Origin of the sequence: Odoribacter sp. N54.MGS-14, assembly GCF_000980295.1 — a bacterium.
GTDB classification, from domain to species: domain Bacteria; phylum Bacteroidota; class Bacteroidia; order Bacteroidales; family Marinifilaceae; genus Odoribacter; species Odoribacter splanchnicus.
In genome coordinates, this window is record NZ_LARL01000011.1 from 1 (window position 1) to 11,769 (window position 11,769).

Genomic DNA, 11,769 nt, shown 5'->3' on the forward strand with positions numbered 1-11,769 from the left:
ATGTCGACCGGGGAAATGGAAAAATAGATACCCTGTCTCAAGAATTGAATATACAGACACCCGTAAATCTGTATCCCGATACATATGAAGCTTATTTTGTAGTGATTCAGAAATCGACAGGTATATTTACCAAAGTTCCTTTTAAATTGGTGGTAGAAAGTCAACTGGGACAGGGATTACTGGTTTTAAGTGATTTGAACGGATATGCGAATCTGGCTTATTGGGAACGATCGGGAGAAGTGGTACAGGATGTATACGAGAAAGTGAACCCGGGTTTACATCTGGGGAGGAACCCTTATCGGGTATGTTATATGTTTAAAGGATATTCGATTCCGGCTTTTGTGACGGTAATGTGTCATGACGAACAAGGCGGATGCGCTTTGAATCCGGTAGATTTTACGAAATTCAAGGATTATGCGGAACTGTTTTATCAGACTCCCGACCCATTACACCCCGACGGATACGGATATTCCAATTATTTTAATTATGACGAGACAGCTTTTGGAGACTTATACAATGATTTTATCATTAACAACGGACAGCTTCATGAGCGGTCGACTTATGTCGGTTGGTATCAGCCTGCCTATGCGGTAGATCAGGACTATCGGTTGAGCGAGTATACTTTTATGGGGATGATGCAGTATATCTTCTATGATAACGAGCATAGTCAGTTTTTGCAGAAAACAAGTTGGCCGCCCAATTCGTTCAGCGTAGTGGAAGTGCCGGAAGGGTATTTCCGCGATCTGTATCTGGTATATGCCGACCGTGGATTTGCCGGAACGGATTATCCACACTATTATTGTGTTTTTAAGGAAAAGACTACTTCTGACCATTACTTTGTCGAAGTGTTGATGTCCCCGTCCGGATTTAAACCCTTGAAGAAAGAGAAAATCGGTTTTGCGGTACAGGAAGATATGCCTTTTGCCGTTTCTTTTACCACTTCAGCGATATTTTATGGTGTGGGCAACGAGCTGTATTGTTATGATACCGGTAATGGAAGGTCTGTATCTTGTTATAATGAGTTTGGAAGTGGAGCTGAAATTACGGCCCTGTATTTGGTCCCTCAATATGGAGAAAGTTCCCAATATCCGGGAGAGACCGTATTATCGGCGGTAAAACTGTTTGTCGGAGTCAGTTTGCCTGGGCAGGAGCGTGAAGGAAGCGTCTTCGAATTTGAGGTAAATCTGGACAATACCCTGACTTTTATCCGGAAAAAAGAGCACATAGCGGGAAAAATCGTGTCTATGACCTGGAAGTATTAGGTCGGTAAGAGGTTGTCCCGAAGTTGCTTCGGGACAACCTTATTGCTTGCTGTATACTAATATTTTATCGATACGGGCACCGTCCATATCGACAATCTCGAATTCCAGTTCGTGCCAGGAAATTTTCTCGCCGGTATGGGGAATGTGTTCCAATAGATGCAGGATCAGGCCGCTGATGGTGTTATAATCGTATTCGGGATACAGGCATTCCATATCGATGTATTCCAAAAATTCGTAAAACGAGCATTGGCCGTCGACCAATAGCGAACCGTCGTCGCGGCGGATGATTTCGGGTTCGTCGTGGCTTTCGGTGATTTCTCCCAGCAATACGTCTACGATATCTTTTAGGGTGACGATACCCTGAATGCTACCGAATTCGTCGGTCACCAATCCGTATTTGATGTGATCGGATTTCAGGTGTTCCAGTGTATTGTACACGCTTTGATTCTCCGGGAAAAACTGAGCCGGGCGTAAAATATCGGCCAATTTGAAATCCGGTTCATCCAAATGGCTGAAAAGGTCTTTCAGGTACACCACTCCTTCGATATGGTCCAGTTCATCGTGGGCTACCGGGTACACGGTATACACGTTCTCCTTCACTTTATTCCGGATCGATTCGGCGGATTCGCCGATTTCCAGCCAAATGAGGTCACTGCGGTGGGTCATGATAGAACCGATTTTACGGTCGCCCAGGTTGAAAACTTTTTCTACAATGTCTTGTTCTACTTCCTGGATTTCACCGTCTTCAGTACCTTCCTGAATGATTGCTTTAATTTCTTCTTCGGTCACTTTATTTTCGGTAGAAGCATGAAGTCCGGTGAGCCGGATAACTGCTTGGGTACTGGCTGAAAGCAACCAGACGAAAGGAGAGGCGATTTTGGACAGTACTTCCATGGGCCGGGCGATCAACCGGGCGATTTTTTCCGGTGCATTCATACCCAGGTGTTTCGGTACCAGTTCTCCCAATATTAAGGTCAGATAGGTGACTAATATAACGATGATTCCTTTCGCTAAAGTGAGGCTATGGGCCTGGGGGATACCGATCGTTTCCAGCCAACGGGCCAGATCCCCGGCTAAAGCTTCTCCCGAATATAAACCGGTCAGAATACCGATCAGGGTGATCCCGATTTGTATCGTGGATAAAAAACGATCCGGCTCATTGGCCAGACGCAGGGCGGTTTTTGCAGTTTTACTTCCTTTTTTAGCTGCTGTCTCTAAACGACTTTTACGGGCAGATACCATGGCAATTTCCGACATGGATAAAATGCCGTTTAAAAAAATTAATCCTAAAATAATAACGATTTCCATAAATAATGTCTTATTCTGTTTCAAATATAACGGTATTTCATCAACTATCTGTTTTATTGACTTATTTTTAGATTTTTTTGAAGGTTATTATGAAGTTTTTTCCAAAGGAAAAAGATGGGATGAAACGGAAAAACTGAAACAGTATACCGGTATTGATTTGTCTGTAAAGAAAGATTGGATCGACAGAGTGAAAGAACAGATACTGCAAGCTTTGAGAGAGTGTGGGGCCTAAAAGTGGATTTGAAAGCGACAGAATAGAAACCGATGACAATTTAAAAATATTATGCCAGTGATATACATATTTACATTTATAAACGTAGAATTATTTTTTCTTTCTATTCCGATTCCGGATTTTATGTCCTCAGACCGGTTCGCCTGGACCGGTCCGCTAAGGCTTTCCTTCACTGACCGGCGGAACTCCTCACTTCGTTCGTCAAACACCACCGGTCGGGCGTTTGGAAAACCTAACCGGACCCTCGTTCACTGCTCCAATGGTCTTCAGACATAAAACCCTGCATCTATCGTTAGCACTACCGGGCAAAGAAAATATAAGGAAGTTTTTACAATTAAATTCCGGGGCAGCCTATCGGAGTGGGAATATCGGACTCCTTATATAGGAATAAACTTTTACAAAATATTGATTTATAGATAGTATTCTGGTTTAAGGTTTGAAAAGCTCTGTTATTTGAACTTTATGGTTTTCAGGTCCTGATTAGTTTACCATGAAGTGATAACGTCAGTCGAAGGTGTTCGTGTTCGGGGACCATTGGAGCTCTGGCGAGTGTCGTCTTGCTTTTTCTGAACGCCCGACCGGTGGTGTCTGACGAACGGAGTGAGGAGTTCCGCCGGTCAGTGAAAGAAAGGGCTAGACGACCGACAGAAGCGACCGGGTTCCCAAACACGAACACCGCAGACGAATAGGTAACAGAATAATCCTACATTTAGAGTAAACATGTATTAAATGCCAATATTATATATCTAATTTTACGACTGTAATTCCGGCGCCTCCCAGTTGTATTTGTTCATCTCCGAAGGAAGCGACGAGCGGGTTGGTGCTGAGATATTGACGGATCAGTTGCCGCAAAGCTCCTGTCCCGGTGCCGTGTAGTAGCCTTACTTCTTTGTAATTGAGCATAACGGCTTCGTCGAGGAAGGTGATCACTTTTTGCAAGGCTTCTTCTCCGCGCATTCCCCGGAGATCGATATCGGGTTTGAAATCGAAACGTTTTTGGCTGATATTTTCCCGGATATTGGCATACGAGGCTTGGGGCTGGGTACGGGCCACTTTCTTGGCCTGACTGGCCGATGCTCTTTTCAGTTGGGAAAGTTTAGCCGTCGTTCTCAGATTCCCTAAAGCGATAACCGCAGTTTTGTCGTTGATTTCAAGAATTTCTCCGATGGCTTTGTTGGGCAGACTGACAAAATCCCCTTTCTGTAAAGGGAGTTCGGTTGTGGTGCCCTCGGAAGCCGGAGTTGAAGCGGAGGCTTTATTTTTGGTCTTTTTATTTTTTTCCCGGTTTTGCAGTTTTTCCATTTTTTTCCGAATCCGTTCTTCTTCAGCGCTGGCTTGTTCGGAGAGTAAACGTTCTTTTTCGGCCTCCATTTTTTGCCGGATTTCTTTGGTCTTTTCTTTTTCTGCTTGATTTTCGCGGATATCCCGGATGGTCTGTTCGATGGTTTTATTGGCCGAATGGATGATTTCCTGAGCTTTTTGTTGGGCTTCTTTGATGATTTCTTTGCGTAAACGGGAAGCTTCGGTCAATTCCTGACGATATTTTTCGACTACTTCATCGAGTCGTTTCTCATTTTCGTGAATGCGTCTGCGTTTCTCCTCCCAATAGCGTTTGTCCCGGGCGATGTCTTTCAGATGTTTGTCATAATTGATATGATCTTCACCGATTTTCGAGGCGGCATCTTCCAGTATTTCTTTAGGAAGGCCAATCTTTTTGGCAATTTCGAAGGCAAAAGAAGAACCCGGTTTTCCGATGCATAATTCGAATAAAGGCAACATCCGGTGACTGTCGTAAAGCATGGCTCCATTTTCAATACCGGTAGTTTCCGCTGCAAAATGTTTCAGGTTGGTGTAGTGGGTCGTGATTACCCCTTTCACCTGTTTTTGATTGAGGGTTTTCAGGATTGCTTCGGCTATAGCCCCTCCCAGCATGGGTTCTGTACCGGTGCCGAATTCATCGATCAGGATCAGGGTATTTTCATCTCCGTAGCGGAGAAAGTTTTTCATGTTGATGAGGTGTGAGCTATAGGTACTCAGATCGTTTTCAATGGATTGCTCGTCACCCATGTCGATGAGTATTTTTTTGAAAATACCGAACCGGCTTGCTTCACTGACCGGTACCGGCAGGCCACATTGAAACATATATTGCAATAAACCGGCGGTTTGCAGGCATACGGATTTTCCACCTGCATTGGGACCCGATATCAGGATAATCCGTTGGGTTTCATCAATCTCTATTTTTAGCGGGACGATATTTTTATCGCTATTTTTCAGGCTGAGCCATAAAAGAGGATGCCGGGCGCTGTACCAGAACATTTCCGGACGTTCGCTGAAAGCCGGTACGGTTGCTTCGATATAGAGTGAAAAAGCTGCTTTAGCCCGGACAAAATCGATGTAAGCCAGAAAATCGTAGGCCGGAATCAAATCATCGACGTAGGGACGCAGGTCTTCGGCAAACCGACGGAGGATCCGGGTGATCTCCCGTTTCTCTTCCAATTCCAGTTCCCGGATTTCATTGTTGGTTTCGACGATCTCGGCCGGTTCGATATAAGAGGTTTTACCCGTAGCCGATTCGTCGTGGACGATACCGTTTATTTTTCGTTTATAGGCAGAAGGCACGGGGATGACCATACGACCGTCCCGGATAGCGATGGAAGTGTCTTTTTCTGCCCACCCTTCTGTCTGAGCCTGTTGTAATAAAGCCTGCATACGCCGGGAGATACCGTTTTGTTTTCGTTGAAGACGATGGCGGATATCTCCCAATTCAGGGGAAGCCGTGTCTTTTATGCTCCCATGGCGGGATACGATGGAATCGAGGCGTTGCAGAATATAAGGAAATAATTGGATATCTCCGGCCTGGGCCGTTAAACGCGGATACCGTTCGTCTTTGCCGTGGAAAAAACGGACTATAGCCGTCAGGGATTCCAGCGATTGCTTGAGAGCGACCATTTCAGCCACTTCCAGAAATAAGCCTTCCACCCGTACTTTGTTCAAAAAGGGACGGGCGTCGCTGAAATGATCACCGGGAAATTGGTCTTCTTCTTCCAGAATAGACATAAATTCCTGCGTCTCTTCCAGGCGTTCCCGGATTTCTGTCGGTTCAGTAGAAAATTTCATCGCTTCTACCAAATCTCTGCCCATATCGCTCAGACAGTTTTTTTGAACGAATTGCCTGATCTTATCAAACTTAATCTTGCTTTCGAAATTTTCCGGATAAACCATTTTGTGCATTTTATTCTTTATTTAACGTTTCCGCTTATTGTCAAGGTGTTTTCCGGTTGAGAGGGATCGTTGGTGATGACTGTGATCGATTTATACTGACGTCCGGATTTGCCGGTAGAGTCGAAAGTGGCCCGGATGGTTGTCGATTGGCCGGGCTGAATTTCTTTTTGTCCCAGGGTAACGGCAGTACACCCACAGCTGGCTTTCGTTTTCCGGATGAACAGGATACTTTTCCCTGCATTCGTTAAAGTAAAATCACAACTGGTTTTTTCTCCCTGTTTGATTTCTCCGAAATTACATTCTTTTTTATCGAATTGTGCTATCGGCGCATTGGCTTTGTCTTTTGGGCTCAGTTTACTGAAATCTTCACTAAGTTCCGCGGTAACGGATAAACGGTTGCTATATTCTTTAGAACCGTTGACGGACAAGATGAGGCTTTCGTAAACATAACCGTAGTCATTGGCTTTGGGAGCATCGAAAGTGACGATAATCTTTCCTTTTTTGCCCGGAGCTACTTGTGCGGGTTCGAAAGTGGCCTGCAAATGGTTGGATTTATAAATGACTCCTAAGCTGACAGCGTCTTTGAGGGTATTGTAATATTCCAGCGTATCTGTAGCGACTTGCCAGGTATATACTTTCTTGAAGTTGATATTGTTGTTTTTGAATTTCAAACCATTCATATTATATTTATACAATAATTCCGGTTTGGAAGGATTATCGACCAGATTTCCTGTCAGAATCAATTCTTTACGTGCTGGATTTGCATTGGAATAAACCAGAATCCGCATGTTGAAATTTTCCAGTAATTGCATCGGAATAAACGTGATTTTTATATCACAACTTTTACCGGGGAGAAGCGGACTTTTGGGCCAATCGGCTTTCAGTAAACTGGTCATGGGAGTGACGCGGGTAATGATGACCGGTTGAGTACCTGTGTTTTGAGCCGTATAAACCACTGTCATCGGCTGATCGTCTGCCAGAAGGTTTTTTAAAGTTTGCCGGGATTGCTTTATTTCAAGAACTCCCTGGGCAAATACGGTAAACGTGAATAATAAAGCGGATATAAGTGAAATAAAATATTTCATGACTTCGGATTTTTAGTATTCTTATTTCAGATTACCGATCAATTTATAAGTCATAATCGGATTGTGAGGATCGTTGGTCGTGAACTGGATGATTTTAATTAATTTTTGGGCATTTCCGGTTTTTACACTCAGATTAACTTTGATTTTTTTTCCTGGTTTGACCGTATCTCTGGAAGCTGTGACCGAAAGATTGGAATCTGAAGTTTTTATTTTACGAATGACCAGTTCCGATTTTCCGATGTTTTGAATGGTGAATTCATGGGTGTAGGTACTGTTTTTATCCAGATCGTTCAGGGTGTATTCCGTTTCCGATAAAGAAATTGCAGGAGCCTTTTCAAAATTACCGTTATAGTGGGAGAAATCTTCGCTGATCGTTGCTGCAACGGTAATGTCTCCGGTTGTTTTATCGTTTACCTGCAGCTGAATTTTATCGGTAACAAATCCCCAGTCGTTCTTCTTGGTGGCATCGTATTTGATCGAAATCGTGGCTTTTTGATCTTTAGTCAGGGTCGTAGGACTGACACTTACTGTCAGATGGGGATGTTCACTGATTACCTGAAGTCGGGCGGGTTTATTTTCACTATTGATCACCTCTATCTTCCGTTCCAGTACCTGGTTGTTATTGATCGCCCCCAGATTGATCGTGTTGCTCGTTAATTTTAATGCCCCTATATTGAATTTATACTGATCGTACGGGCCTAACGGTTTCCGGGTGACATTACCCCGTATCGTTAACGATACGACCGAATTGGAAGCATTGGAATTGACTGTAATGCTTTTAACGAAAGCACCCGGACGGTTGCGTGGATCGAAAGCCACTTTGATGCTGCCTGTTTGACCGGGAGCTACCGGTTCTCTGCTCCATACCGGTGTTGTACAACCACATCCGGCCCGTACGTTGGTCAGGATCAAAGGAACATTTCCTGTGTTTTTAAATGAAAAATCAAAAGTCGCTTTACCGGCATTTTCATTGATCGTACCGAAATTGTGAGAGGTTGTTGTAAAATCGATTTTAGCTTTCTGAGCAAAAACCAAAACAGGCATTAGGGCCACCAACAAAAAAATAAATCTTTTCATCCGTCGTAATTTTATATCATCTTCTAAATTTCATACACAATAAATAGGGAAGATTTTCCCTATAGGCTATAAAAACCTACAAATGTAAAAATAATTTTCAAGTTGTACCAACCCCGTTTTGAGAATTCCTTTCTATGATCTAAATACCTATATTTTTATTACGAATTACTGTCGCATTTCTTTGTAATTCCGGGAATAAAGCCTATCTTTGCGGCGTTTTAACGATATTAATCATTTAAAGAATTAAAAACCATGTATTTATCAGCAGAAAAAAAAGAAGAACTTTTTTCTCAATACGGGAAGTCTAATAAAGATACGGGTTCTGCGGAATCTCAGATAGCTTTATTTTCCTACCGTATCAATCATTTGACCGAGCATCTGAAAGCCAATCACAAAGATTTCGGTACTCAGAAAGCATTGATCAAATTAGTTGGAAAACGCCGGGCATTGCTTGACTATTTGAAAGACCGCGACATTGAAAGATATCGTGCTATCATTAAAGCTTTGAATATACGTAAATAAAAATACGTTTTCCCAAGCCCGGCGACAACCGGGCTTGTTTCTATCCTCCCTCCTCCCTCCGAAAAAGAATTCCGTTAAAACATTTTATTTTTAACCGTTAAGTTATTATGAACGTTATTGAAAAGAACATTACTCTGGCTGACGGAAGAGTAATTACGCTGGAAACCGGCAAATTGGCAAAACAGGCAGATGGTGCTGTGATGCTGAAAATGGGCAATACGATGTTGCTCGCGACTGTGGTTTCTGCTCAGGATGCAGGTCCTGATGTAGATTTTATGCCCTTGTCTGTAGATTATAAAGAAAAATTCGCCTCTGTCGGACGTTTCCCGGGAGGTTTTACACGGAGAGAAGGAAAATCTTCGGATTACGAAATATTGGTATCCCGTTTAGTCGACCGGGCATTGCGTCCTCTGTTCCCGGACGATTATCATGCAGAGACTTTTGTACAGGTGACCCTGTATTCGGCCGATGAAGAATCGATGCCGGATGCATTGGCCGGACTCGCTGCATCGGCAGCTTTGGCTGTCAGCGATATCCCTTTCCATGGTCCGATCTCCGAGGTACGGGTTGCCCGTATCCAGGGAGAATTTGTGATCAATCCGACGGCTTCCGCTCTGAAAGAGGCCGATCTGGATATCATGGTCGGAGCTACCTATGAAAATATTATGATGGTAGAGGGCGAGATGAACGAAGTTTCTGAAAAAGAAATGCTGGACGCCATCAAGTTTGCACATGCAGCTATTAAAGAACAGTGTGTAGCTCAGCAAGAACTGGCTGCTGCTGTCGGAAAAGAAAAACGGACGTATTGTCACGAAGTGAACGATGAGGAACTGCGTAAGGATATTTGGGACAAGTGTTACCAAAAAGCCTATGATGTGGCACGGCAGTGTAATGCAAACAAACACCTGCGTGGCGAATTGTTAGACAATGTACGGGCCGAATACCTGGCTTCTCTGCCTGAAGAAGAGCAGATCGAAAAAGCCATGTTGGTGGGACGTTATTACCACGATGTGGAAAAAGAAGCGATGCGCCGGATGATTTTGGACGAAGGGGTACGTCTGGATGGACGTACTACCGAACAGATCCGGCCGATCTGGTGTGAAGTAGGTTATCTGCCCGGACCTCACGGATCTTCGATCTTTACCCGCGGTGAGACACAGTCTTTGTCGTCTGTTACCCTGGGAACGAAACTGGATGAGAAAATTATCGATGAGGCTACTATTCAGGGAAAAGAAAGATTTTTATTGCACTATAATTTCCCGCCGTTCTCAACCGGAGAGGCTAAAGCTTCACGGGGAGTAGGACGTCGTGAGATCGGTCACGGAAACCTGGCTTTACGGGCATTGAAACGGATGATTCCGGAAGATTTCCCTTATACGGTCCGCGTGGTATCCGATATTCTGGAATCCAACGGTTCGTCTTCTATGGCTACCGTATGTGCCGGAACGCTGGCTTTGATGGATGCCGGTGTACCGATGAAAAAACCGGTGACAGGTATCGCTATGGGATTGATTACCGATAAAGGGTGTGCTAAATATGCTGTATTGTCCGATATCCTGGGCGACGAGGATCACCTGGGCGATATGGACTTCAAAGTAACAGGAACCCGTGACGGTATTACCGCTACCCAGATGGATATCAAGGTAGACGGACTTTCTTATGAAATTATGGAACAGGCTTTGGAACAAGCGAAACGAGGACGGATGCATATCATGGATATCATCACCGAAACCATGCCGGCTCCGCGTGAAGACCTGAAACCGCACGCTCCCCGTATTGTTACCGTTACTATCGACAAAGATCAGATCGGTGCGCTGATTGGTCCCGGAGGAAAGATTATCCAGGATATTCAGGAAAAATCAGGTGCTACCATCAATATTGAAGAAGTTGGTAATAAAGGTATTGTCGACGTTTCGGCTACCAATAAGGAATCGATCGATAAGGCGCTGGCACGGATTCGGGCTATCGTCGCTAAACCGGAAGTTGGTGAGGTGTACGACGGTATTGTAAAATCGATTATGCCTTTCGGTGCTTTTATTGAAATCCTGCCGGGAAAAGACGGTTTGTTGCATGTCTCTGAAATTGATTACAAACGGATCGAGAAAGTAGAGGATGTATTGAAAGAAGGCGATCATATTCAGGTGAAATTACTGGAAGTGGATCCTAAAACCGGAAAATTACGTTTGTCACACAAGGCATTGCTGCCGAAACCGGAAGGTTATCAGGAAAGATCAGAGCGTCCGCGTGGTGATAGAAATGACCGGGGTGAAAGACGTGAACGTCCCGAACGTCGTGAATCACGGCCTGAAAGAACAGAAGACAATCAGGAAACCGGTAGTGAGGAATAATGGATACGAAGTGATTTATCGCCCGGAACCAGTCTCGGTTCCGGGTTTTTTTATCGGTGTTTGCCGCGGAGGTATTGCTCCAGTTCTTCGATTTCCGGCAAAGTGAGCGGGTTGTAATTCATGCCGCTATGGATCATGATTTCACAGGCCATTTCCAGAAATTCAGCTTTTTCAATCGTACTTTTCAAATCTTTTCCGGCGTATACTTGTCCGTGTTTTTCCAGAAGTGCAGCATCGTGATTGAGCAGGGCTTCGCTGACAGCCTTCGCTAATTCGGCCGAACCGGGACGATAGTAGGGGACGATGGCTATTTCTCTCCCGCAATAACAGGGGATTTCTATACTGACATTGAAATTATCGGGTTTCTTTTTCATGCAGGCAATCGTCGTGGCATAAATACTTTGGCAATGCAATACGACATTTACATCAGGGCGGTTTTGCAGGATTTGTAAATGAAAGCCGCTTTCCATAGAAGGGCGGATACCGTTTGTGATTTCACCGGTCGCGACCCGGCAAATGGAGATTTGGCCGGCTTGCAGTTCGGGAAGCCAGGAGCCTGTTGCCGAGATCAGGGCGAATTCGCCGATACGCCAGGATAGATTACCACTGCTGCAACGGGTCAACCGCCGTTCGCCGGTTTGATGTGCAGCTGCCAGGAATTGTTCAATGTGTTTATCTGTAATTTCCATAAATCCGGTTACTGAAAAGGTTTA

General features: G+C 44.4%; 9 protein-coding genes. 4 read left to right on the forward strand and 5 right to left on the reverse strand.

What is annotated here, in order from left to right; genetic code table 11:
• The coding region (locus WS42_RS04010) for a PKD-like family lipoprotein (protein WP_046450770.1) at positions 1-1,262 on the forward strand (1,262 nt) is incomplete at its 5' end.
• Between the two features lie 39 nt (positions 1,263-1,301).
• Here the strand turns inward: WS42_RS04010 and WS42_RS04015 are convergent.
• Complete coding sequence (locus tag WS42_RS04015; protein ID WP_022160037.1) at positions 1,302-2,570, reverse strand: hemolysin family protein; 1,269 nt, start codon at positions 2,568-2,570, stop codon at positions 1,302-1,304.
• Between WS42_RS04015 and WS42_RS04020 the strand changes: the two genes are divergently transcribed.
• A complete protein-coding gene (locus tag WS42_RS04020) occupies positions 2,518-2,802 on the forward strand; it encodes a hypothetical protein (RefSeq protein WP_162610006.1) in 285 nt (94 codons plus the stop codon). The two genes, WS42_RS04015 and WS42_RS04020, sit on opposite strands and share 53 nt — an antisense overlap.
• 738 nt (positions 2,803-3,540) lie before the next feature.
• Here the strand turns inward: WS42_RS04020 and WS42_RS04025 are convergent.
• Genes WS42_RS04025 through WS42_RS04035 form a run of 3 tightly spaced genes read right to left on the reverse strand, consistent with a single transcriptional unit; the run spans position 3,541 to position 8,186 of the window.
• Positions 3,541-6,024: an endonuclease MutS2 gene (locus tag WS42_RS04025; RefSeq protein ID WP_013610606.1), complete on the reverse strand. Its 2,484-nt coding sequence runs from the start codon at positions 6,022-6,024 to the stop codon at positions 3,541-3,543.
• Positions 6,025-6,041: 17 nt separating this feature from the next.
• On the reverse strand, positions 6,042-7,109 hold the full coding sequence (locus tag WS42_RS04030; RefSeq protein ID WP_022160676.1) for a DUF1573 domain-containing protein: 1,068 nt from the start codon (positions 7,107-7,109) through the stop codon (positions 6,042-6,044).
• A gap of 21 nt (positions 7,110-7,130) precedes the next feature.
• The gene (locus WS42_RS04035; RefSeq protein WP_022160677.1) at positions 7,131-8,186 is read right to left on the reverse strand and encodes a DUF1573 domain-containing protein; all 1,056 of its coding nucleotides are present in this window, start codon (positions 8,184-8,186) and stop codon (positions 7,131-7,133) included.
• A 252-nt stretch (positions 8,187-8,438) separates the two neighbouring features.
• Between WS42_RS04035 and rpsO the strand changes: the two genes are divergently transcribed.
• On the forward strand, positions 8,439-8,708 hold the full coding sequence (rpsO, locus tag WS42_RS04040; protein WP_013610609.1) for a 30S ribosomal protein S15: 270 nt from the start codon (positions 8,439-8,441) through the stop codon (positions 8,706-8,708).
• Between the two features lie 104 nt (positions 8,709-8,812).
• Positions 8,813-11,056 (forward strand): polyribonucleotide nucleotidyltransferase, encoded by a 2,244-nt coding sequence (gene pnp / locus WS42_RS04045; RefSeq protein ID WP_046450771.1) that lies wholly within the window; start codon positions 8,813-8,815, stop codon positions 11,054-11,056.
• A 50-nt stretch (positions 11,057-11,106) separates the two neighbouring features.
• Here the strand turns inward: pnp and WS42_RS04050 are convergent, their stop codons facing one another.
• Positions 11,107-11,745 carry a class II aldolase/adducin family protein gene (locus WS42_RS04050; protein ID WP_046450772.1) on the reverse strand — a complete coding sequence of 213 codons (639 nt, stop codon included), beginning with the start codon at positions 11,743-11,745 and terminating at the stop codon, positions 11,107-11,109.
• Positions 11,746-11,769: the final 24 nt, after the last annotated feature.

Coding starts and splice junctions, on each gene's coding strand:
- WS42_RS04020 (WP_162610006.1), top strand. CDS start 2,518: ATGGATAAAATGCCGTTTAAAAAAATTAATCCTAAAATAATAACGATT.
- WS42_RS04015 (WP_022160037.1), bottom strand. CDS start 2,570: ATGGAAATCGTTATTATTTTAGGATTAATTTTTTTAAACGGCATTTTA.
- WS42_RS04025 (WP_013610606.1), bottom strand. CDS start 6,024: ATGGTTTATCCGGAAAATTTCGAAAGCAAGATTAAGTTTGATAAGATC.
- WS42_RS04030 (WP_022160676.1), bottom strand. CDS start 7,109: ATGAAATATTTTATTTCACTTATATCCGCTTTATTATTCACGTTTACC.
- WS42_RS04035 (WP_022160677.1), bottom strand. CDS start 8,186: ATGAAAAGATTTATTTTTTTGTTGGTGGCCCTAATGCCTGTTTTGGTT.
- rpsO (WP_013610609.1), top strand. CDS start 8,439: ATGTATTTATCAGCAGAAAAAAAAGAAGAACTTTTTTCTCAATACGGG.
- WS42_RS04050 (WP_046450772.1), bottom strand. CDS start 11,745: ATGGAAATTACAGATAAACACATTGAACAATTCCTGGCAGCTGCACAT.